Raw genomic sequence first — 21,526 nt, forward strand, 5'->3', positions numbered from 1 at the left:
TTACAGGATCATCACAAAGGTTCCGGCCGTAATCAAAAGGATACCAATGAGCTTTTTCATAGTGAATTGTTCATGGAGAATAAGAAATGCCAGGATCACAGTTAAGACAATACTTAGCTTATCTACGGGGACTACCTTGGAAGCTTCTCCCATTTGAAGGGCTTTGTAATAACAAATCCAGGAGAAGCCGGTAGCGAGACCGGACAGGATGAGAAAAAGCCAGCTTTTTTTGCTGATTTCTGAAAAACCGGATTGTGCTCCTGTGAGAAAAACGATGAGCCAGGCCATGAGTACCACGACAACTGTCCGAATGGCTGTAGCCAGATTAGAATTGACTCCTTCGATTCCCATTTTAGCTAGAATGGAAGTGAATGCGGCAAAGACGGAGGAAAGAAGAGCGAAAACAAACCACATAAAAAGCGCCTCCTGATTCATTTATTTTATTACTTACTATTATTGTAGCTTGGTGGCCGGAAAGTTGCAAGATAAACCTTAAAAGGGGAGAATAACAGCATTCTGAAAAAATATGTTGACAGAAAGATTAATATATAGTATTATAATATATGTTGTGAAAACAGCAAACAGGAAAGTAGGTATCCGCCTCACCACGGCACGAGTAAGTGTCCCTGGTTCATAGCCTTTGGTACATAGGTGTACTGTGTAGAGACTTTGGTGGTGGATAGCGTTTGTCTATCTACTTTTTTTATGCCTATGGGCAAGCAATGTGGATTCCAGCCAACACACACTATATGATGGAGGTGCACGACAATTAGCGATTTAATGATTAATGAACAGATCAGAGATAAAGAAGTTCTGTTGATTGGTGAAAACGGAGAAAAATTGGGGATCATGTCTACCAGAGATGCTTTGCAGATGGCAAAGGAAGCAGAACTGGATCTGGTTAAAATTGCTCCGACTGCAAAACCCCCGGTTTGTAAGATTATTGATTATGGTAAATATCGTTATGAACTGGCGAGAAAAGAAAAAGAAGCTAAAAAGAAACAGAAGGTAATCGATGTAAAAGAAGTTCGTTTATCTCCTAACATTGACACAAACGATTTAAACACGAAGATGAGCGCCGCAAGGAAGTTCCTCGAAAAGGGAGATAAAGTTAAGGTAACCTTACGTTTCAGAGGTCGTGAGATGGCGCATATGTCAAAGTCAAGGTATATTCTGGATGACTTCGCTGAGAAGTTAGCAGATATCGCAGTCATTGACAAGCCAGCTAAGGTGGAAGGAAGAAGCATGATTATATTTTTGAATGCAAAACGCCAGTAGAACATTATCAAGGAGGAAAATACAATGCCTAAATTAAAAACAAGCAAATCAGCTGCAAAGCGTTTCAAAGTTACAGGAACAGGAAAGCTTGTAAGAAATAAAGCTTACAAATCTCACATCTTAACTAAGAAATCTACTAAGAGAAAAAGAAACCTTAGAAAAGATATCGTTACCGATGCAACCAATGCAAAAGTAATGAAGAAGATTTTACCATATTTATAGGATCTTAAGTTAAGAAGGAGGAAAAACCGATGGCAAGAATTAAAGGCGGTATGAACGCTAAGAAAAAACATAACAGAGTGTTAAAGATGGCTAAAGGCTACAGAGGCGCTCGTTCCAAACAGTATAGAGTAGCAAAGCAGTCAGTTATGAGAGCATTAACAAGCTCCTATGCAGGCAGAAAAGAGAGAAAGAGACAGTTCAGACAGTTATGGATTGCCCGTATCAATGCTGCAGCACGTATCAACGGCGTATCTTACAGTGTATTTATGCACGGCTTAAAGTTAGCTGGAGTTGATTTAAACAGAAAAGTTCTGGCTGACATGGCAGTAAATGATGCAGAAGGCTTCGCTAAATTAGCAGAACTGGCTAAATCCAAAGTGGCTTAATCGCATATTCAAACCTCGGAGACCTCGTGTTTACGGGGTTTTTTTGTTGCCCGGAAGTGCCGTAAAACAAGTAAGTTTTGATTCGTAATATACGAGCAATATACATATAATATACGCGCAATATACAAACACATTTAGAACTTGGCAGGAATTTTATTAATTTCTGCAAGTAGTTCTTCCGTTGTTTTGTGGGTGTATGTACCTTTGGTTATATCAGAGATAGAATGGCCTGCAATGAGCTTGATACACAGCTCGTTCATACGAAATCTATCTGCAAGAGTAATAAACGTATGCCGGGTATCATGAGGAATATGATTAAGATTCATACGCTTAGCTGCTGGCTTCCAGTAATTTGTTATGAAGTTGGTATAGGATAAGCCTTTTCCCTTTAGGTTTGTAATAAGAAAGTTGTTCCCCTGATTATAATATCGTTTGAAGAAAGGGAGAACCGAATCATGAATGGGTATGGTCCGGTTAATACCGGCTTCAGTTTTCGTGCCACCGATAATGTACTTATCTTTAAGAAAAACATTGAGACGGGATCGCATTGGTATGGGGACGGAGCTGACGGCAGGCGCCAATTTGACAGCAGCCGCTAATGCACTAAATAGCAATTTAGCAAATCACAATATGGAGATCATGCACGTATGTATCCGACTACGGGATGGATATCCGGTATTGTCAACGATTGAATTGCACAAGGGTATAAGGGTGGAGATATACAACTCGTTGGCTATGCCCCGCCTGATAGTTACCTGGGCGATGCATATGGCATTATAAAATGGGTGTTAGTATTTAATGATATCGCACATTTGCAATTCATCAAGGCCAGGGAGAATACTATAGTTACCAGAGCAATCTCCGCTACTGAAGGCCTTGATACAGGCTGGGTGGTTCATTAAAATGATCACTTAATCTTCTATAGTGGGACCTAAAGTTCGAGTTATTAGTGTCCATGAAACAGAAGAGGCAAAGCCAATAAATCCGTTATTTAGGAAGGCACCTTTATCTTATGGCTGGTCATTGGATGTAGATGCTGGATTAATTCAAGGGGTAGATGCAAATGCTGAATCAAGTAGCTTTGTAACTGGAAGCCCAAGTGAATCATATCCTATTGACTATATGTATCTCAAAATTGATATCAAAAGAACGAGTGGGGGATCCTATGATGACACAAGTGATACTAACACGAGTAATCTTTCTTTGTACTTGAATGATGGTAGCGCTGCATCACAATTGAAAACCGCTAAGAGTACCCATACTTTCAAAAATGCGGGTTATGCCGATTCAACAAAGTATGTTACAAAGAATATTCATTAATTAGAGTTTAGGAGAATGAGCATGCCAGTCATACATAACATGCTCATGCCAGTCATACATAACATGCTCATTCTCCTAGAAAAGGATAAAGATGAAAAAACTTATTGTCTTAATAATTATTTGTTCATTTTTAGTTTCATGCGGATTAAATTCCAATACTCCCAAATCAAAATACACAAAATTTGATACTAGCATAGAGAACAAAGATAACATAAAATATTTAGATGTTGCTAAAACCGGAGATAACGTAAGCTATTCTATTTTAAATCAAGAAGGTGAAGTTGAAACGGGATTTACCTACTATTTAAAAGAGAATTCACTGGAAAAATTTATAAATATAGCTAATTTTATAGATACGGATATGGAATATACTCTTTTGACATTTGTTAATTTTAAACAGGTAAATTATGAGGTTGAAGATGAAACTTATAATTCCTTTACAGCTCTAATTGCTCAAAATTCTGATATACAGATACCGATAAAAATTAATAATCTTAATGCAGGAATAAATGATATAATTTTTCTTATTATTCTTAATCCGAATAAAAACTTACCAAAGTCAAGCGATAACATAAAATTCGAAGACGTACTTTATTTAAGGTGTAATGCTATTTTTGGTGATGACAAGATAATAAAAGAATACGAATATACAGATGTATCTTTAGTCAATGGAGCTGAGAGACCTGTACTGTTACAAGAGAAGAGTAATAATAGTATGTTTGAATTAACATCGTATGATCAGGAATTAAACAAATCAAAAGAAGCTATAATATCGGTTGGTAATAGGCAGGAGACTGAAGAAGAGTATGCGGTTATTTTATTAGCAGATTGGAAGCCGGTGCCTATTTCAAAGGAAAATGTAATTTATATTAAATTGGATGCTAAAAGCACAGGACTTATACCTATTAATATTTCTTTTGATGAAGCGGGTTTGCACAAAATTGTTGCAATTGCAATAAAAAAACCCTATCATTATGAAGATTTTCGTTCTATAGATGTTGCATCTAGCCAATGGGTGATTGCCAATGCTTTGGAACCTTAAAAATATTTTGATATTACTCACAAGTACATTACGTTGGCCAGGATTAGCGGTCTGATCAGTAAGCTATGGAACAATCATGGAGTCAGCGGATATACTATAGTGTACTCACATTCATATGTTATTTACCAAAAGAGCCCTGGTGATATGATCCGGGGTTCTTTTTATTGTGTAAGAGATTTTACAATTATAATCCAAGTATATCCAATGGGAGGTGTAGCACATATTCATGCTCGGAGATACCTGCTAATTTATAGAAAAACATCAATAATCATCCTTATTTTTAACGTAATCTGGCACGCTCTGATTGTCTAATCTGATTTTTAATTAAGAGTTAATTAATAATTTCTGAAAAAAATTTTAAATAATTGCCTGTACTTGTAATATTTTAATCAGTAGGTATAATATAATAAAGAAGGGCAATCGCCACAGGGTGGTTGGCTAATTAGAAAGGCAAAAACCTTCCCGACCGGCCAAAGTACAGGGAAGGCTTTTTGCAGTTAGCGACATGTCATAAAGACGAATGTCAGCAGTGCCAGAAGGAACATACCAAAAGACATTAAGTCCTTAAAGTCATAACTCTTCATGAGCAACACCTCCACTCTATGTAGAATCGAGGCCTACCACCCTATACACGATTGCCAGCAGTTTGTACCTGCCAGTATAATTATATGTTCCAAATTGAAAATATACCAATAAAAAATGAAAATATCTGAAAAATTCCTTTGGGACAAAGTCATTGTCTGAGAGGGGGTGTTGGTTAATGGATAAAATAATCGGAAAATGGCGCCAGAGGCTCTGAATCCCTGTTCTCATAAACTAAAATCCTGCATTGCATGCAATATGAGTTCATGACATGCTGCCATAAACGAAAAAATTAGTACCGATGTCCTGGGCTGTCTTTTTTCTAAAATATTTAAGAGGGGTGTTCAATCACCTCTTTTTTTGACAACCAAAACGACACTTATCCACAATAATGTGGAAATAATTGTGGATTGATTGTTAATGTCTGAAAATACGACACTAATCTGCAAATTATTACAGGTTTACGGCCTTTTATTATCCACAGATCAAAAGGCCAGCTAGCAGATTACCATCGGTCATAAGTGCTATTTTAAGCCCGGCTGGTTGCTGCAAGATCCGGGGGAAGCAAAAGTAAAGAGATGGATGGTACTGCGTTTACACACCTTGTCTACCTGTCCCATATAATGTACTGTAATGCGATAAAAAAGAAGTTAAATGAATCTATTCTTTCCTATTGCTAAATAGGTAAGAAGAAATACATACAAATATAAATTTAAAATGGCTTAATAGAGTCTATAAACCGGCGGTCAATAACGCTTTTAGCAGCATTCACAACTTTTCTACTGGTCCCATATAATAAAATATAAAATAATAAAAGAGGTGTAAATATGGGTTGTTTTTGGGGCGGCTGTAATAATAACTGCAGGCGTGGTTGTAACAATAATTGCGGCTGTGATAATAGATTTGATTGCGAAGAAGAGAAAGATAGATGTGAAAAGGAAAGAAGAGAAGCTTACTGCGCAGGTTTTCGTGATGGCTGTAACAGCGCTTCCCGCTGGGGCAACGATGATGATTGCTGTTGAAAATAATGCAGGATAAGTGAAATGCTACAGGAGGCTGAGGGTTTCTGCTTTGGAATGTGTGCCGCAACAGGCGTTTGTATACCATCTTAACGGACCGGTATGTCGCTTAATAATGTGACTGCCTATAGGAAAATGTGATAAAATAATAAAAGTTTTTAACAATAAACCAGCCCCGGGACGTTTGCCTCCGGGGCTATTGTGTTGGAAAGTGTCCCTTGAATTTAATGAAAATGGATTAAAACTATGCATTTTTTGAAATTATTAAAAAATTTTAGGATACCTAAAATAATTTCAGATAGCCAGTAGTTTTATTGACAAATGTGTAAAAAATGATTATAATTTATAGTGATATATCGGTTTTTTTGTAGAGAATGAATAAATTAAATATCTGCCTTATATCTGCCTTGGATCATGGTCCGGTGCCCCTGTTGGGCTTCTGAGATGTCCGGGCAGCAAAGATGGCGTGATTATGCTGCCCTGATATTTCGGGGCTGTTTTTTGCAAAAAAACTGAAATACCATGAAAAGGAGAAGAAATATGAAAAGCAACTCAGAAATCAGCATGAACAATATTTACAGGCTGGATGGGCGCGTGCCCTTGGAAAAGGCCATACCATTTGGCCTGCAGCATGTACTGGCTATGTTTGTAGCCAATTTAACCCCGATTGTCATTGTTACGGCAGCGGCCGGACTAAGTGCTGGGGAAACGGCTATGCTCATCCAGAATGCCATGTTTGTAGCTGGAATAGCCACCTTGATTCAGCTGTATCCGGTATGGAAGATCGGGGCGAAGCTTCCTATCGTCATGGGGGTCAGCTTTACGTTTGTTACGATCTTAAGCTCGGTTGGCGTTAAGTACGGATATCCTGGCATATTGGGAGCCATACTTGTTGGAGGTGCAGTTGAAGGAACTTTGGGGCTTTTCGCAAAATATTGGAGAAAACTGATTTCTCCCATTGTTTCAGCGTGCGTGGTAACTTCCATTGGTTTTTCTCTTTTAACTGTTGGTGCCAGGTCCTTTGGCGGTGGTTACAGTGAATCCTTTGGATCATCAACCAACCTTTTGATAGGATTTGTGACACTTCTCAGCAGCATTCTGTTTAATATCTTCGCCAAATCCTTCTGGAAACAGCTTTCCATACTATTTGGCCTGATGGTGGGGTACATACTTTCTGCTATAATTGGTATTGTGGACTTGTCCGGGTTATTTGCCGGAGGGATTATATCCCTGCCCAGGATTTTACCCTTTATTCCGGAATTCCATTTAGGAGCTATTTTATCAGTTGTGGTAATATTCCTGGTTTCTGCAACCGAGACGATCGGAGACACTACGGCTATGGTAGTTTCGGGTCTTGACCGTGAAATAACTGAAAAGGAGATATCCGGTTCTCTTGCCTGTGATGGTTTTGCCAGCAGCATTTCCTCCCTGTTCGGTTGCCTGCCGGTTACTTCTTTCAGTCAGAATGTAGGACTTATAGCAATGACAAAGGTTGTTAACCGCTTTACAATCATGACAGGGGCCGCCTGTATGATATTGGCAGGTTTATTTCCGCCGATCGGTTCCTTTTTTGCATCTCTTCCTGAGGCTGTGCTTGGAGGCTGTACCATTATGATGTTTGGATCTATCATCATAAGCGGAGTGCAGATGCTGGCCAGGGCCGGATTTAGCCAGAGAAATTCCATTATCAGCTCCTTGTCGCTCAGCGTAGGAATCGGATTTACCCTGGTTCCTGAAATCTTTCACATATTCCCGGAAATCATTCAGGATGTATTTGCGGAGAACTGTGTGGCCGTGGTGTTTGTATTGGCATTGGTGTTAAATTTCATACTTCCGGAAAAAATGGAAATTGAAAAACCGGCTGAGGTGATGGAGTAGAGCGTATATTCCAATGGATAACAGAAAAAACGCAGGCAAAAATGCCTGCGCTTTTTGTTATCCATAATCACATGTGCCAAATATTTTCTGGCAATAAAAAACTCCCCGAGTAGGACTTGAACCTACGACCCAACGGTTAACAGCCGTTTGCTCTACCGACTGAGCTATCGAGGAATACATGGTTTATTATACCCGAAAAGATAAATATGTCAATAGGGAAAATATAGATATTAAAAAAGTGCGGGAGATGGGACTTGAACCCACACGTCTATACAGACACAAGATCCTTAGTCTTGCCTGTCTGCCAATTCCAGCACTCCCGCACAACGAAATTTATCTTAACACTTAATGGCAAAATTGTCAATGTTTTTTGAAAAATATACACAAAAAAAATATTTGAAAAATTTGGAGAAATGTTGTTGACAGATAGGAGCTTGTATACTATAATAACTATTGTTGTTGCGAGAGATAACAACGAAATGCAGAAGTGGCGGAATTGGCAGACGCGCACGGTTCAGGTCCGTGTGGTAGCAATACCTTGAGGGTTCAAGTCCCTTCTTCTGCATGAAGCTATACAGATGGTCATAGCTGTGTAGTTTTCATTTTATATATGACATGCGGGAGTGCTGGAATTGGCAGACAGGCAAGACTAAGGATCTTGTGGTTGTATGATCGTGTGGGTTCAAGTCCCATCTCCCGCATTATTATCTAAACGTGATTGGAATGTCCTGTGGGAAACCACAGGACATTTTCAGTATTTCAAGGGTTTTAAAGAGCTTTTGCTTGTTAAAAAGAAAAATGATTTTATGGCTGTTATTTTCGGAGGAGAGGCTTTATGCTCTCCATTTTTTATGGACAAAAAGCAGCAGACTGTGAATCAAAGCATCGTGGCTATTTATACCCGTTACATTCCTGTCTTTTCATTTATCCTTTTCTTGACTCTATTCTTGATTTTTTCCGCCGAATCGCGCATCAATTTTCAATTACCATAACACCGTTTTTTGCCCCATTTGGATTTTTTCAGGCACTTTAAACCTGGTTTTCTGAGTGAACGCTCTTTTTCATGTACGGATAGAAAGTTGATTAAGTCTTAAAATCAGGAATGTGCACATAAAATGAATTAATTATTATCCTAAAATATAGTGTAATTCGTTGAAAGGGATAAAACGGCATGAAGGATGGGAAGTCGAAAAGAGGAGCAGTAGAAAAGGCGATTATTGTTATTGCTTCAATGGTGCTGGTTTACTTACTTATTTCCTTATATTTTACGAATCATTTCTTCACTAACACTGTAATTAACGGAGTAAATGTTTCCTTAAAGTCTCTGAAAGATGTAGACCAGAGTTTACAAGATCACATAAGAAACTATAAGCTGCAATTGGTAGAAAGAAATGGGGAAATCGAAGAACTATGGGGGAAGGAGATTGGCCTGGAATACAATGACAAAAACAATATTTCAGAAATTCTCCGCCAGCAAGATTCCCTCAAATGGATCATTTTATTATTTAGAAATCATGAAGAATATACCGGAGGGGTATTTTTTTATAATGAAACAGCTCTGGAAGATAAAATAAATAATTTACATTGCATTAATAACCTCAGAATTGAGCCGCGAAATGTGGATTTTAAGTATTCTGGCGGCTCATATGAACTGGTAGAAGAAGTATATGGGAATATTGTCCGGAAAGACCGATTATACATAGCCATCCGGTCGGGAATTTTGATGGGAGAGACTACCTTGGATTTGAATGAAAAACATTGTTACGAAAATCCCCAATACACTTTAATTTCTGACAAAGCGTTTGAAACCAAGAAACTCCTGGATAAGTACGTAACTACCAGTGTTACCTATAGCTTCGACAACTTAAAAGAACAATTAGACGGAAATATGATACACAAATGGCTCAGCGTAGATGATGATCTGGATGTGAAGTTAGACCGGCCCGAGGTAAAGAAATATGTGAAAGAATTAGGGGAAAAATATGATACGGTCGGAATTGCAAGAAATTTTAAGACCTCCACAGGGAAAATTATAGAGGTACAGGGCGGGCTTTATGGCTGGAAAATTGATCAGAAGGCTGAAACGGAAGCACTGCTGGAAAACATAAAAAATGGTCAGATACTTATCCGGGAACCAGTATATGCACAAAGGGCATTGTTCAGGTCTGAAAATGAAATAGGCAATACCTATGTGGAAATCAATATAACCAAACAGCATTTATGGTTTTATAAAGATGGAAAATTGATCATCCATGGTCCTGTGGTAACCGGAAATCCCAATACTGGAAATTCAACTGTGACCGGGACCAATATGCTTAATTATAAACAAAAAGATGCGGTCTTATCAGGCCCCGGTTATCAGGCCCCGGTGACATACTGGATGCCCTTTTATGGGAATATAGGGGTTCATGACGCCAGGTGGAGGCGTTCCTTCGGAGGTGAGATCTATAAAAGGAATGGAAGCCATGGCTGCGTAAATGCCCCATTTTATTTGGCAAAAATAATTTTTGAGCAAATCGGTGAAGGAACTCCGTTTATCAGCTATAAAGAGTAGGAAGCCAAAGCGGCTTCAATTAAAACCAAAGGGCCTGGTCCTTAGAAAGAAAACTAATTAATTATGGAAAACCGGTATAGCAGAAAACCGCTTGCAGGTTGCAAACGGTTTCTTGCTGTTATAATCATTATTTCTTTTTAACAGGATAGCAAACCTCGGTCACTAGTTCGTCAGGGTTCCGGGTTTGAGCCGGGCTGACATGATAGATGCAGAACATAGCTCCGTTAAATTCATAGCCATTATCATTTACCCAATTTGCCACCGCACGATTCACAGCGGTGAGCTGATCGTAGCTGCCTTTGTAAGTTGCCGAGGCAATTTCCACCACAGGCATTGTTTTAAATACAACGTGTTCTGTGTCCTGATAGCTTCCTTTTACTGTGAATTGGATTTCCACATCCATGTCGCTGTCTTTATACCCCTCGTCATGGAAGATTGCAAGGCTGCAGCAATTGTCGGCGGGCTGCAGCTGCTGTGGAGCTGTTTCTGTCATCATTAGGTTCCACAAGATTCCTTCCTGATCGTAGGCGGGAATCACCTGTCGTACACTGGCAACATAGCGCTCTGGCAGATTCTTTAATGTAACATTATAATTCATAGCAGTATCATCCTTTCTCAGCCGTTTGATGGCTGTGTCAAGGAGCAGCAAACGCCGGCCTGTTTCTTCGGCTTCCGCAAAAACCTCAGCCTGCTTTACGGCCAGAAAATCAGCCAGTGCCTGGGGATTATCGTAATTCTTCAGGATTTCTCCAATTGTGGCGAGGCCAAATCCCATATCCTTCAGGGAGCTGATTCTGCCTGCAACCGGCAGCTGATCCTCCCCATAGTAACGGTAGCCGGTAAAGCTATCTGTGGTTTTCGGCACTAGCAGGCCGATATCATCGTAATGCCGCAGCATCCGTATACTGATCCTTGACAGTTTTGAAAAATCACCTATTTTCAGCATTTTTATTACCTCACATATATGTGTTTTTTGAGCTCAACTATAGTATAGAGTATATCACAATGTGAGAGTCAATAGGGATTTGGATTTTTATTTTTGGCACCAGGGATGGATACATTTTGAGGAAAAGCATTGCCAATATTATACTTTACAATATTATATTGTTGAATCGATAGAGGCATTATTTGTACCAATTACTGCTTTAAAGAAGAAAAGTATAAAAAAGAAAAAAAGTACTTGATTATTTGCAAAAAGTATAGTACTATAATTGAGCGAATTGATTTACCAATTTGCACAATTGAAAAGCAGAAGTGGCGGAATTGGCAGACGCGCACGGTTCAGGTCCGTGTGGTAGCAATACCTTGAGGGTTCAAGTCCCTTCTTCTGCATGTGATGCTTAAATGTCCTGTGGAAAACACCGCAGGATATTTTTTGTTTTATTGTTAAAACATAAATACAGGGTGCTGCAAAATCAATGATTTTTTGCAGCACCCTGTATTTTTATAAATTTGTCATGCTCATGCCAGGTTCGTAAACCGCATATTGGCTGCGGCCGTGTTTCTTTGCATGATAAAGAGCAATGTCGGCCTTTTCATATAATTCCTCAAATACGGTCCCATCTTCCGGATAAGCCGCTGTTCCCAGACTGCCTGAAATATGCGCTTCCGGTTCCAGAGCGCTGCCTATTAGGCTGCATAAATTTTCCAGCCGTGCGTACAAATCCATGCTGTAAGCCACATCTTTTAATAATATGATAAATTCGTCGCCTCCCAGCCGTCCAAAGATGTCATCACGCCTTAAAGCCGATTTAAGCCTTGAGGCGGCCCGGTGGAGGGCCTTATCCCCAAACTGATGGCCGTAATTATCATTAAGCTGCTTGAAGCGGTCAATATCCAGCATAATAAGGATGTGATGCCCCTGGCTGTTTTTTAATGTGTTGCGTATTGCATGTATGGCAGTTGCCCTGTTTAGCAATCCGGTCAGAGAATCCTGTTTGGAAAGCTCCTGAAGCGTCAGGGCTTCCCGTTTGGAGGCGTCAATATCCTTAATCAGGATAAATGCCTTAATCGTATCGGTATAGGGATCGGAAACAATCTGCACCATTCCCAGCCCCCAGTACACGCTACCGTCGGGCCGTAAACGACGGTGCTCCAGCCGTAAAGACCGGTTTCCCCGATAGAAGTGGTAGAGCAATTGATTTTTATTAAAGAATTTGAGAAACATCTCCCGGTCTTCCTCAAAAATTTGATTCTCTGCAATGTAGGTCATAATGCTGGAAAAGGAATTGGAGACATATTCCGGCATGGTCTGTGTCATTTCCCCAATGATTTCTTCAAATAAGTCGAATTTTAAATTATATTCATAATAGCCGATGCAGTCCCTTTTCTGCTCGCGCATGTATTCCATCCACTTTTGATAAGCCAGCTCTTTTTCATACTGATCTGTAATATCCTGGTAGGATATGATTCCCCTGAGAGGCTTTTGCTCCTCAGTGCACACCAGTGAGTAATGAGTGGAAAACCAGTGATAATCACCTGTACCTGTTTTAAGCCGTGTAATGCATTTTCCCTCGGGTATCCCCTTTTCCATATTATTATAAAAATCCAGAAAGTCTATTACACTTTCTCTGTGTACAATTCCATTTTCAATAAGGAATTCAGGAGAGAGCGGCAGGGTGTAGGGGAAGGGGAAAGTTCTGGAAAATTCAGGCGAGGGGGAAAGGGTTCTGGAAGGAATGTCATATATGCTTACAAGGGATCCGGAATGCTGACTTGCCAGCCGGTATTGTTCTTCACGGATCCGTAAGTGTTCCTGGAACTTTTTCATACATGTGATATCGGAGATCGCACAGTACAATATTTCCTCCTCAGGGATATAATTCAGTTGTAAGGAACACCAGATGCAGCTTTTTTGTATTTTTGCTTTGAATTCCAACTCAAAGCTGGCTGCCTGGCCTGTCAGCTGGCTGCGTATTTCCGTCAGAAGCTCTGCATATTCTGATTCACATACCATGTCCTTAAGAGAAACAGGCGATTGAAACAATGTTTTAACAGCCTGATTGGAGTAAAGAATGGTAAAGTTTTCGTCGGTTCTAAGCTTCAGTATGCCGCAAGGAATGCGATCTAAAAAAGGTTCTCCGTTCATTTTCACTTTCTCCCATAAGTGCTATGAAAATAGAAATTGGCTTTATTAAGAATATATGAAGCATGTTGTCAAAAAATGCACAAAAAGATATAAATATAGTAAACATTTGGAAATAGATGGATACCAGCAGAAACGGACTCGATGGATTGGAGGATTTTGACAATTTAGAGAAGCAGAAGGAATGAAACTGGTTCTGGAGAACATGGTTAAAGAAGGCTGGAGCTGAACTGCTTTATCATACCGTCATACGGGCCGTGAATGGGAGGACCGCAGGATCTGGAATCGGAGATAGAAGGCAGAAAACAGGCACATGCCATTGTTGTTTTTATGAGAAAATACATCCCTGGATTTGAAAATGCGGTTATTGTTACCACAGGGCCGCATATCGGGATTCGGGAAAGCCGTAAGATAAACGGTGCTTATCGATTGACTGCATCCAATTTATTGCAGAACAAAATGTTTGAAGATGCCATTGCCCGTATACAAATCTGTGCTGCGATCCGCGTAACGCCCATACTGATGGCAATCAGTGAAGGGGCAGGTGCTGCTGCAGCGATTGCGGCAAAACAGGGAATTGGTATTGCCGCAATCGGCGCAGCACAGCTTCAGAATTTTTTTAAAGGATCATGGCGCTTTTCTTGACCCGTATGAATGAACGGATTTTAAGATCCTGAAAAGCAGATCGTGATCATTTACGGTAAAGGTACACGGGTCTGCCGCTTTCCATCTTTCTTTGAGGCTCACCCTGGATCAGCGGTATGGCGTATTCCAGAAAATCCGGGGTGATATCTGTGCCATTGCCGCAGATCCATTGGGCAGGGAACCGCTTTTCCTGATTGCACACTTCATTGACATCAACGGTGATGCATTCCATGGAATAGGGGGAATTTCCTGTGCGGCAAAAGGCGATCATTCTGCCTGTAATGCCTTTTAAAGCAGTTTTCACCCCTTCGGAGCCTGCCTGAACGGATTCTTCTATGTCGGTTGCAGAAGCAAGCATGCCGCTGCAGCGCTGGCTTACATTCAATTCAATGGAGCGGACCTTTACACCGAAACGGTCACGCACAAAGTTCTCCAGCATTTTACCGCTTCCGGTCAGCATTTTATGACCAAAGGTGTCCAAACGGACTTCATCCGCATATTCACATATGAATTTGCCCTGGGCATCGGAGAGTCCTTCTGAGATACAGATAATAACGGAGTTATGTTTATTAAGGGCTGCTTTGACATCTAATGCGAACTGTTCAAAATTAAAATCCGTTTCTGGAAGGTAGATAAGCAGGGGATTATCGCCCTCATATTTTCTGGCCAGCGCACTGGCAGCGGTGAGCCAGCCTGCATGGCGGCCCATCAACTCGATGATGGTGACGGATTTTTGCTGATAGACAGAAGCGTCCAGAACGATTTCACGGACGGTATCGGCCACATATTTGGCAGCACTGCCGTATCCGGGAGTATGATCTGTTAAAATCAAATCGTTGTCAATGGTTTTGGGAATTCCAATGAAACGGATGGTGCTTCCATGATGGTCTGCGTAGCGGGAAAGCTTGCTTACTGTATCCATGGAATCATTACCGCCGATATAAAAGAAATATCCGATATCCATAGCCCGGAATTTTTCGAACAGAGCCGGATAAAAGGGAGAAGACAGATCGTCAGGGAGTTTGTAGCGGCAGGAGCCTAAATAAGCCGCAGGTGTTAATTTAAGAAGCTCCAGTTCTTCTTCTGTCAAGTCACCTGTTAAATCCATATAATTACCAGACATGAAGCCTTCTATGCCATTGATCATCCCGTAAACCCGGCCGATTTCTTCATGAGCCATTCCTTCTTTGATGACGCCGTAAAGGCTTGCATTGATCACAGCGGTCGGTCCGCCGGATTGTCCTACGATTGCATTTTTCTTCATGTATAATATCCTCCAAGTTTGCATATGCCACTGGCACCTTCCCTATTCTATAATAGAAAGAGTTTCTTTGCAACGGTAATTTCGGGAAATAAATGGCCCATAAAAAGGGAGGAGCCGGTGAAATGTGACTTCCACCGGCCAGTTATGAAAAAAAGTTTTAATTTTAACAAGTATTGGAGTTCTTCTTGTTACTGTCTTAAGTATAGAGCATAGATGTGAAAAAAGTTTGTAGAAGCTGTAAATAAATTTTGTACGTCTTGTGAAGAAACTGTGAATGAATAATATTAGTTTATTGTAAGTGATAACTGCTGATTTATGTAATGATAGCCAATTATAAATGAATAATTATGAAATTAGAGGATTATAAAATCGCACTGGTGGTAACATGCTATACAGCAAACTATGCAACACTATAAAAGCTTTTCTATTTCTGTTCTAAACCATTCAATGTCCATGTGAGTGTAAACTCTATCTGTTAAATCTTTTATAGAATGTCCCATAAATTTTTTCCTGGCATATTCATTAATACCGTATTCTTTTGCGAATGTAGAAAAAGCATGCCTGCCGTCATGTAGTACATGGCCCCAAATGCCAAGTTCGGATTCTATCTTCAACAGAGAGTTTCTAAATGAATTTTCAATGTATCTATACGAATCGTGAAATTTTTGAGTTCTTCCAAACAACATAGGTCTGCCTATGCCAATGGCTTCATGGTAATACTTTTGAATGATTGGTAATACCTATGGATGAATCTTTACAGTATTCTTTGAATATAACTGATTGATATCATTGAAAATGCTTAACTTTTTAGTAACAATATGTTAAAGTAAAATAGAAGTATGCAAAGAAAAGCGCTGCGAAAGGACAAATTATGATAAATTTTTCTGAACAAGAGATAAAATTAAGGAGTGAGAATTTACCGAAATGGGAAGAGAAAATACGATCATTGTTTTCTAATAATATTCCAGTTCACGCTGAATGGAAAAGTCAAAAAGAAATTGTTCACGTATTAAATACAATCAGGTCGTGTAAAGAAATAACTTTCATGTATTATCCCCAAGGTGGCAGTCTTCAATTATGTGGAGCCAGTTTGTCAAAATATAATGGTTTCATAGAATTGAATTTTAATGGCTGTGATCAAATTTGCAAACCCCAAAATATAATATTCGAGAACATAGATAATGATTACGAGTGGTGTTATTTCAGATTGAATTTAGAAAAAGTTGATTCTTGTTTGGAACATGAATGTGGTTTTGAAAATTATGAGGTATCAGAGGATTTATGGGAAGTTGAGTATGATAGCTTTGAACCATATTCGGATGAGCGTCCCAGTGACAGTTCTCGTTATGTTGTTAGATTACTTAGAGGAAGTTTGATTATTTCGGCAAAATTTTCTGCTTATAGTCTGTTATATGAAAGAGGGGATAAGTTTGGGACTGAAAATGAATATAGTGATGATTTAGTTCTGAGAAGAATGCAATGGTATAAATCTAATTTTGTTGCGAATTATTCTTAATAATAAGTTTGAAGTAAAGAGTATTTACTTTTTCCATATTTTCCGTTTATGATATGTTAAAATAGTATCGTGGTATATAATGAAAAAGGCGCTGTTGTAAAGATGGCGCTTTTTGTTGCGTCTGGAGATGGAAGTGTGGCGTTTGAAGGTCTACACAAACTTTGAGATGCTCCCTCTTAGAAGTCAACAAGTCAGAGCAAGAATACTTGTCCATAAAAATGCATTATGTGGTATAGTTATTTTTCATTCTTCTTGTTTGGATAATTCTTTATATATATAATGATTATTTTCATCCAAACTGTATTCACCGATTATTTCGGTTATCCCGAGATCTAAATCCCAAATTCCATATTTGCCATATTCATAAGTATTAGTAAAAATAATTGCCGTATTGTCTTCAAAAGCAATAACAATATTATCATTCATTTTACTACATATTCTTACGAACTCTACAAAGTCAGAATTAGGAATATTAGCAAAATCGTCATTTTTTACATCTATCCGGATTGACTGCCCATATATCTCTTTTCCATATTTGTATTCAACATCAGTATAAAGAGCTGTATATTCATTTAGCTTATTATCTGATGGCATAGGTTCAATCTCAACATTTGTTTCGTATCCATTGCTATTTGATCCATTCCTACATCCTGATAGTCATAATGCAATGGCTAATACTAAAAAAAGATTGATTTTCAAAATCATTTACCTTTCATGATTATTATATTATACTCCTTTGGTTTTTACTTAAAGGTAGTAGTACCAGTTTCCGTCTAAATACGTATCTGAATTGGGTAGTTTAGTCTCATTTTTTACTTGTATGGCTGAATTTGTACCAGTTGGCACATTTGTAAATTTAATGCCCCCTTTTTATATTATCTGCTTTACCTTTATACGAAAAATACAGAATTTTTATGTCTTGCAATATAGATATAATATAATAATGATCACTAGATGTATAAGTTGCATCGTTTTTTTATTCAACCGTTTTGCTTGTATTGTAAAGGTCCAAGTAGGAAAAGTGTTGTATTCCAAATATATGCTATATTTATTATTTATTGTAAAATCAAATGATCCCATTGATCTTATCATAGATATTTCATTCTCTGAAGAAGTATAAACTATCTCTCCATTAACCAGTTCACCATTTGAATAATCACAATTATATAAAGAAGCCTTAATATTAACTACTTGAACGTCACCTATTGTTTCAACTTTTACGGTTTGACCGTTGATTCAATTTCGTGTGCTGAAGCAAAAACGTTGATTGAAAACATTAAAATAATTATAATACTAGATACTAACAGATGTAGCTTTTTCATATTAATTCCTTTCTTATAAAACTAAACTCATGGTTACGTGCTTAATATATCAGATATTTTTCACCAAAACAATGTAAAATCCTCAATTTACTAAAAACTCAATAAAAGATTAAGCATTGAACAACAGTCCGTAATGTATATATACAAAATGGATGCACAAGAAAATGATTATTAGGCGGAAATATACAGTATGTTTTCTTGTAAAAACAATCCACCTGTTGGCACTGCATCAGTAAAATATAAATAAATCTCACCCGAAGTATTTATACTGATCCGGTTCTTGATTGTATGCTCACAAGCAGGCCATTGAATTTCAATGTCTGTATTTCACTTACCTCTTTTATATCCATAAGTCCAATGTATCCCTAAAAAAAACGGTATTTACTTTTTCTCAGACATATCTTTTAAAACTATACATTTCATTCATCATATGATAATCCATTTCTTTTCAAAATATAATACCTCGCCAAATTCTGATTTTTAAAGTTAAGGATACACCGCTCACTATTAACTTTCAATATTAAGTTATCAATGTACAACATGTTAACTAAATAGTAATTTATATGAATAGGCGGTGGACTTGATTTTTCTCTTTTATCTATGGGATATTTTTACTTACTTTTTTATCTTTTTATTAATAAAGTACCTGTTTATAATACTGACTTAGGATAATGAATTTCTTGGGATTTTTATTAGCATATCCTGAATAATGTACTAGCCGGCATATAATTAACAGACCTGTACAATTAGACATATTCTATGAGTATAAAGAATTAAAATTCTTTATAATGTTTCCATATATAAGCAAATAATTATAGAGGGGAAATTCTATATGAATAATAATATAGAGTCTAATGATAAGCGTTGTTCTTGTTGTCGTCGTTGTTGTTGTGGCGCAACCGGGCCGACAGGGCCTAGGGGGTGTCAAGGGCCTAAAGGCTGCCCGGGAGCTACAGGGCCAACTGGTCCAATTGGAGCAACTGGACCTACAGGGCCAACGGGCCCAATTGGTGCAACCGGGCCTACAGGACCAATTGGAGCAACTGGGCCTACTGGTGATACAGGACCAATTGGCGCAACCGGGCCAACCGGACCGATTGGTGCAACTGGATCCACAGGACCAACCGGGCCGACTGGCGATACGGGACCAATTGGCCCAACTGGCGCAACCGGCCCAACCGGGCCAACTGGACCGATTGGAGCAACCGGATCCACCGGCGCAACCGGGCCAACCGGACCGATTGGAGCAACCGGACCTACTGGTGATACAGGACCAATTGGCGCAACCGGGCCAACCGGACCGATTGGTGCAACTGGATCCACAGGACCAACCGGGCCGACTGGCGATACGGGACCAATTGGCCCAACTGGCGCAACCGGCGCAACCGGGCCAACTGGACCGATTGGTGCAACTGGATCCACAGGACCAACCGGGCCAACTGGTGATACAGGCCCAATTGGCCCAACCGGCGCAACCGGGCCAACCGGACCGATTGGTGCAACTGGATCCACAGGACCAACTGGGCCGACTGGCGATACGGGACCAATTGGCCCAACTGGCGCAACCGGCGCAACCGGGCCAACTGGACCGATTGGTGCAACTGGATCCACAGGACCAACTGGGCCGACTGGCGATACGGGACCAATTGGCCCCACTGGCCCAACCGGGCCAACCGGACCGATTGGTGCAACTGGATCCACAGGACCAACCGGGCCGACTGGCGATACGGGACCAATTGGCCCCACTGGCCCAACCGGGCCAACCGGCCCGATTGGAGCAACCGGACCTACTGGTGATACGGGACCAATTGGCCCCACTGGCCCAACCGGGCCAACCGGCCCGATTGGAGCAACCGGACCTACTGGTGATACGGGACCAATTGGCCCCACCGGCCCCACTGGCCCCACCGGCCCCACTGGCCCCACTGGCCCAACCGGTCCCACTGGTGCCACCGGCTTGGCGGGCGATGGAGCAATTATTCCGTTTGCATCTGGTACACCCGTTACTTTGACCACAGTACTTGGAGGATTGCTTAATACCTCCAGTGCAGTTGGATTCGGGAGCAACCTTCCCGGTATCTCAGCTGCCAGCGGAACAATCAATCTGCAGGGCCTGACAAACTTGGCGTTCTCCGTGCCCAGGTCTGGGATTATTACCTCCTTGGCCGGTTATTTGAGCATTAGCGCTGGGCTCAGCCTGATTGGCTCGACCGTAACAGTCTCCGCTCAGTTGTTCCAATCAACCACACCTAACAACATCTTCGTTGAGGTGCCGGGCGCAGTGGTTACGCTAGCGCCACCACTTTCGGGATTAATTTCTATTGGTAATATCAGCAGCGGTGTCACCACCGGGCTGAACATTCCTGTTACCATAGGAACAAGGTTGCTTTTGGTATTCTCCGCAGACGTCACGGCTGGTCTTGATTTAGTAGCCACCGTCGCAGGATATGCCAGTGCTGGCCTTGCTATTTCCTAAGAGGCTCATAAAGCAGCCCTTACAATCGTGTGTTTCTAAAACGATAATGCTGTCTTGAACGAGTAAGTATAGGGGCGGGGCGTCTGTTCGCAGACGTCCCGTTTTCCTTTTGCAGCTTCTCAAATGTTTTTACCGTTTTTCTTAAATTACAGGTGGTACGGGACCTATATGCCGCCTTTGCCGCCAATATGGGATTAGTGGTATCAGTGCCGGACAAGGACGGATTGATAATTCACCATTGAGTGGATATACCTGCCCGCTTCAAATCATCCTCCAAACGTAATGCTTCATAAACAGGGGGTGCTTCGGGCAGAGTCACAATAAGAACTTTGGTTTTATCGGATTTTAGCCGTGGCAGGAGTTTTTTTACTGAGTCAGGAATTTCACCTTTTGTTCGCTGAATTTCATGATTGTAACTTTGTGTGGATTCCAGCAAATGCAGAGTGTGGCCGGTAGGCGCAGTGTCAATTACCACTACCTGATTGTCGGCTTTTTCTACTATTTTCCCAAAGGCACTAAATATGGCAATTTCCTGTGTACAGGGAGAACGGAAATCTTCCTCAACATAGGCAATATCCTCGTCGCTTATATCAGACGCCCGGGCTTTGCGGAGCACTTCAGACTGGTACTTTTTTAGTTCTTTGACCTCGTCGATGTGGCTCATAGAAATGCCGCAGTTTTCATCCAATACAAATTTCAGATGCGCGGCGGGGTCAGTGGCAGTAAGATGAACTTTTTTTCCGGGTTTTGCGAGGCCCAACGCGATAGCAGCGGCGACAGTAGTTTTTCCTACGCCTCCCTTACCCGCGGTGAAAATAACACGTTTACCGCCTGCCGCCAGTTGGCCTATTATATTATTCAGCGTAGGGATGTGGGCAGCGTTCAGTGTTTCCGTCCGTACAGTCACATGGTCGGTATTCAGCAAGGCACGCACATT

General features: G+C 40.4%; 22 protein-coding genes and 5 tRNA genes. 16 read left to right on the plus strand and 11 right to left on the minus strand.

Annotation, left to right across the window (positions count from 1 at the left end; translation table 11 throughout):
• Positions 1-414, minus strand: a complete 414-nt coding sequence (locus tag ABFV83_RS05395; protein WP_349947911.1) for an EamA family transporter — start codon at positions 412-414, stop codon at positions 1-3.
• A gap of 366 nt (positions 415-780) precedes the next feature.
• Between ABFV83_RS05395 and infC the strand changes: the two genes are divergently transcribed.
• From infC to rplT, 3 genes are read left to right on the plus strand one after another with little or no spacing between them, the layout of a single operon-like run.
• Positions 781-1,278, plus strand: a complete 498-nt coding sequence (gene infC / locus ABFV83_RS05400; protein ID WP_349947912.1) for a translation initiation factor IF-3 — start codon at positions 781-783, stop codon at positions 1,276-1,278.
• A gap of 24 nt (positions 1,279-1,302) precedes the next feature.
• Complete coding sequence (gene rpmI, locus ABFV83_RS05405) at positions 1,303-1,500, plus strand: 50S ribosomal protein L35 (protein ID WP_013272956.1); 198 nt, start codon at positions 1,303-1,305, stop codon at positions 1,498-1,500.
• Between the two features lie 29 nt (positions 1,501-1,529).
• Positions 1,530-1,886 carry a 50S ribosomal protein L20 gene (gene rplT, locus ABFV83_RS05410; RefSeq protein ID WP_024295099.1) on the plus strand — a complete coding sequence of 119 codons (357 nt, stop codon included), beginning with the start codon at positions 1,530-1,532 and terminating at the stop codon, positions 1,884-1,886.
• A 134-nt stretch (positions 1,887-2,020) separates the two neighbouring features.
• Here rplT and ABFV83_RS05415 read toward each other — a convergent pair whose 3' ends face one another.
• The gene (locus tag ABFV83_RS05415; RefSeq protein WP_349948867.1) at positions 2,021-2,395 is read right to left on the minus strand and encodes a tyrosine-type recombinase/integrase; all 375 of its coding nucleotides are present in this window, start codon (positions 2,393-2,395) and stop codon (positions 2,021-2,023) included.
• Between ABFV83_RS05415 and ABFV83_RS05420 the strand changes: the two genes are divergently transcribed.
• The 5 genes from ABFV83_RS05420 to ABFV83_RS05440 all read left to right on the plus strand — a co-directional run bounded on the left by ABFV83_RS05420 (position 2,342) and on the right by ABFV83_RS05440 (position 7,727).
• On the plus strand, positions 2,342-2,485 hold the full coding sequence (locus ABFV83_RS05420) for a hypothetical protein (protein WP_349948968.1): 144 nt from the start codon (positions 2,342-2,344) through the stop codon (positions 2,483-2,485). The genes ABFV83_RS05415 and ABFV83_RS05420 overlap by 54 nt on opposite strands.
• Before the next feature lie 424 nt (positions 2,486-2,909).
• Positions 2,910-3,206: a hypothetical protein gene (locus ABFV83_RS05425; protein WP_349947913.1), complete on the plus strand. Its 297-nt coding sequence runs from the start codon at positions 2,910-2,912 to the stop codon at positions 3,204-3,206.
• Between the two features lie 91 nt (positions 3,207-3,297).
• Entirely contained in the window at positions 3,298-4,248 is a 951-nt protein-coding gene (locus ABFV83_RS05430; protein ID WP_349947914.1) for a hypothetical protein, read from the plus strand.
• Between the two features lie 1,449 nt (positions 4,249-5,697).
• On the plus strand, positions 5,698-5,868 hold the full coding sequence (locus tag ABFV83_RS05435) for a hypothetical protein (protein ID WP_349947915.1): 171 nt from the start codon (positions 5,698-5,700) through the stop codon (positions 5,866-5,868).
• Positions 5,869-6,389: 521 nt separating this feature from the next.
• The gene (locus tag ABFV83_RS05440; protein ID WP_349947916.1) at positions 6,390-7,727 is read left to right on the plus strand and encodes a nucleobase:cation symporter-2 family protein; all 1,338 of its coding nucleotides are present in this window, start codon (positions 6,390-6,392) and stop codon (positions 7,725-7,727) included.
• Between the two features lie 101 nt (positions 7,728-7,828).
• Here ABFV83_RS05440 and ABFV83_RS05445 read toward each other — a convergent pair.
• A tRNA-Asn gene (locus tag ABFV83_RS05445) sits at positions 7,829-7,901 on the minus strand.
• Positions 7,902-7,966: 65 nt separating this feature from the next.
• A tRNA-Leu gene (locus ABFV83_RS05450) sits at positions 7,967-8,050 on the minus strand.
• A gap of 158 nt (positions 8,051-8,208) precedes the next feature.
• Here ABFV83_RS05450 and ABFV83_RS05455 point away from each other — a divergent pair.
• From ABFV83_RS05455 to ABFV83_RS05470, 4 genes are all read left to right on the plus strand, one after another.
• Positions 8,209-8,292: transfer RNA gene (locus tag ABFV83_RS05455), tRNA-Leu, on the plus strand.
• Between the two features lie 52 nt (positions 8,293-8,344).
• Positions 8,345-8,428 (plus strand) — tRNA-Leu (locus tag ABFV83_RS05460).
• Positions 8,396-8,719 (plus strand): hypothetical protein, encoded by a 324-nt coding sequence (locus ABFV83_RS05465; protein ID WP_349947917.1) that lies wholly within the window; start codon positions 8,396-8,398, stop codon positions 8,717-8,719. Before ABFV83_RS05460 ends, ABFV83_RS05465 begins: the two co-directional genes overlap by 33 nt.
• Before the next feature lie 179 nt (positions 8,720-8,898).
• Entirely contained in the window at positions 8,899-10,281 is a 1,383-nt protein-coding gene (locus ABFV83_RS05470; RefSeq protein ID WP_349947918.1) for a peptidoglycan binding domain-containing protein, read from the plus strand.
• Between the two features lie 127 nt (positions 10,282-10,408).
• Here the strand turns inward: ABFV83_RS05470 and ABFV83_RS05475 are convergent, their stop codons facing one another.
• Positions 10,409-11,227, minus strand: a complete 819-nt coding sequence (locus ABFV83_RS05475) for a MerR family transcriptional regulator (protein WP_349947919.1) — start codon at positions 11,225-11,227, stop codon at positions 10,409-10,411.
• A gap of 302 nt (positions 11,228-11,529) precedes the next feature.
• Between ABFV83_RS05475 and ABFV83_RS05480 the strand changes: the two genes are divergently transcribed.
• Positions 11,530-11,613, plus strand: a tRNA-Leu gene (locus ABFV83_RS05480).
• Positions 11,614-11,725: 112 nt separating this feature from the next.
• Here the strand turns inward: ABFV83_RS05480 and ABFV83_RS05485 are convergent.
• Positions 11,726-13,369, minus strand: a complete 1,644-nt coding sequence (locus ABFV83_RS05485) for a sensor domain-containing diguanylate cyclase (RefSeq protein ID WP_349947920.1) — start codon at positions 13,367-13,369, stop codon at positions 11,726-11,728.
• A 258-nt stretch (positions 13,370-13,627) separates the two neighbouring features.
• Between ABFV83_RS05485 and ABFV83_RS05490 the strand changes: the two genes are divergently transcribed.
• On the plus strand, positions 13,628-14,011 hold the full coding sequence (locus ABFV83_RS05490) for an FAD-dependent oxidoreductase (RefSeq protein WP_349947921.1): 384 nt from the start codon (positions 13,628-13,630) through the stop codon (positions 14,009-14,011).
• A 46-nt stretch (positions 14,012-14,057) separates the two neighbouring features.
• Here the strand turns inward: ABFV83_RS05490 and ABFV83_RS05495 are convergent, their stop codons facing one another.
• Together ABFV83_RS05495 and ABFV83_RS05500 are read right to left on the minus strand one after the other, a co-directional pair.
• A complete protein-coding gene (locus ABFV83_RS05495) occupies positions 14,058-15,275 on the minus strand; it encodes a 6-phosphofructokinase (RefSeq protein WP_349947922.1) in 1,218 nt (405 codons plus the stop codon).
• A 410-nt stretch (positions 15,276-15,685) separates the two neighbouring features.
• A complete protein-coding gene (locus ABFV83_RS05500; RefSeq protein WP_349947923.1) occupies positions 15,686-15,961 on the minus strand; it encodes a hypothetical protein in 276 nt (91 codons plus the stop codon).
• A 185-nt stretch (positions 15,962-16,146) separates the two neighbouring features.
• Between ABFV83_RS05500 and ABFV83_RS05505 the strand changes: the two genes are divergently transcribed.
• Positions 16,147-16,791: a hypothetical protein gene (locus ABFV83_RS05505; RefSeq protein ID WP_349947924.1), complete on the plus strand. Its 645-nt coding sequence runs from the start codon at positions 16,147-16,149 to the stop codon at positions 16,789-16,791.
• A 243-nt stretch (positions 16,792-17,034) separates the two neighbouring features.
• Here the strand turns inward: ABFV83_RS05505 and ABFV83_RS05510 are convergent, their stop codons facing one another.
• Both ABFV83_RS05510 and ABFV83_RS05515 read right to left on the minus strand, forming a co-directional pair.
• The gene (locus tag ABFV83_RS05510) at positions 17,035-17,385 is read right to left on the minus strand and encodes a hypothetical protein (RefSeq protein WP_349947925.1); all 351 of its coding nucleotides are present in this window, start codon (positions 17,383-17,385) and stop codon (positions 17,035-17,037) included.
• Positions 17,386-19,037: 1,652 nt separating this feature from the next.
• On the minus strand, positions 19,038-20,216 hold the full coding sequence (locus ABFV83_RS05515) for a hypothetical protein (protein ID WP_349948969.1): 1,179 nt from the start codon (positions 20,214-20,216) through the stop codon (positions 19,038-19,040).
• Here ABFV83_RS05515 and ABFV83_RS05520 point away from each other — a divergent pair.
• Positions 20,122-20,589, plus strand: coding sequence for an exosporium glycoprotein BclB-related protein (locus tag ABFV83_RS05520; RefSeq protein WP_349948868.1), 468 nt, complete (start codon positions 20,122-20,124; stop codon positions 20,587-20,589). The genes ABFV83_RS05515 and ABFV83_RS05520 overlap by 95 nt on opposite strands.
• A gap of 232 nt (positions 20,590-20,821) precedes the next feature.
• On the opposite strand, the gene ABFV83_RS05525 is transcribed toward ABFV83_RS05520, so the two are convergent.
• On the minus strand, positions 20,822-21,523 hold the full coding sequence (locus tag ABFV83_RS05525) for an ArsA-related P-loop ATPase (RefSeq protein WP_349947926.1): 702 nt from the start codon (positions 21,521-21,523) through the stop codon (positions 20,822-20,824).
• Between the last annotated feature and the right edge of the window lie 3 nt (positions 21,524-21,526).

This window comes from Lacrimispora sp. BS-2 (genome assembly GCF_040207125.1).
Taxonomy (GTDB): Bacteria; Bacillota; Clostridia; order Lachnospirales; family Lachnospiraceae; genus Lacrimispora.

What these genes read in the sequence shown, in the direction of transcription:
- ABFV83_RS05395 (WP_349947911.1), bottom strand. Translation starts at nt 414, where the DNA reads ATGTGGTTTGTTTTCGCTCTTCTTTCCTCCGTCTTTGCCGCATTCACT.
- infC (WP_349947912.1), top strand. Translation starts at nt 781, where the DNA reads ATGATTAATGAACAGATCAGAGATAAAGAAGTTCTGTTGATTGGTGAA.
- rpmI (WP_013272956.1), top strand. Translation starts at nt 1,303, where the DNA reads ATGCCTAAATTAAAAACAAGCAAATCAGCTGCAAAGCGTTTCAAAGTT.
- rplT (WP_024295099.1), top strand. Translation starts at nt 1,530, where the DNA reads ATGGCAAGAATTAAAGGCGGTATGAACGCTAAGAAAAAACATAACAGA.
- ABFV83_RS05420 (WP_349948968.1), top strand. Translation starts at nt 2,342, where the DNA reads ATGAATGGGTATGGTCCGGTTAATACCGGCTTCAGTTTTCGTGCCACC.
- ABFV83_RS05430 (WP_349947914.1), top strand. Translation starts at nt 3,298, where the DNA reads ATGAAAAAACTTATTGTCTTAATAATTATTTGTTCATTTTTAGTTTCA.
- ABFV83_RS05440 (WP_349947916.1), top strand. Translation starts at nt 6,390, where the DNA reads ATGAAAAGCAACTCAGAAATCAGCATGAACAATATTTACAGGCTGGAT.
- ABFV83_RS05465 (WP_349947917.1), top strand. Translation starts at nt 8,396, where the DNA reads ATGATCGTGTGGGTTCAAGTCCCATCTCCCGCATTATTATCTAAACGT.
- ABFV83_RS05470 (WP_349947918.1), top strand. Translation starts at nt 8,899, where the DNA reads ATGAAGGATGGGAAGTCGAAAAGAGGAGCAGTAGAAAAGGCGATTATT.
- ABFV83_RS05475 (WP_349947919.1), bottom strand. Translation starts at nt 11,227, where the DNA reads ATGCTGAAAATAGGTGATTTTTCAAAACTGTCAAGGATCAGTATACGG.
- ABFV83_RS05485 (WP_349947920.1), bottom strand. Translation starts at nt 13,369, where the DNA reads ATGAACGGAGAACCTTTTTTAGATCGCATTCCTTGCGGCATACTGAAG.
- ABFV83_RS05490 (WP_349947921.1), top strand. Translation starts at nt 13,628, where the DNA reads ATGGGAGGACCGCAGGATCTGGAATCGGAGATAGAAGGCAGAAAACAG.
- ABFV83_RS05495 (WP_349947922.1), bottom strand. Translation starts at nt 15,275, where the DNA reads ATGAAGAAAAATGCAATCGTAGGACAATCCGGCGGACCGACCGCTGTG.
- ABFV83_RS05500 (WP_349947923.1), bottom strand. Translation starts at nt 15,961, where the DNA reads ATGTTGTTTGGAAGAACTCAAAAATTTCACGATTCGTATAGATACATT.
- ABFV83_RS05505 (WP_349947924.1), top strand. Translation starts at nt 16,147, where the DNA reads ATGATAAATTTTTCTGAACAAGAGATAAAATTAAGGAGTGAGAATTTA.
- ABFV83_RS05510 (WP_349947925.1), bottom strand. Translation starts at nt 17,385, where the DNA reads ATGCCATCAGATAATAAGCTAAATGAATATACAGCTCTTTATACTGAT.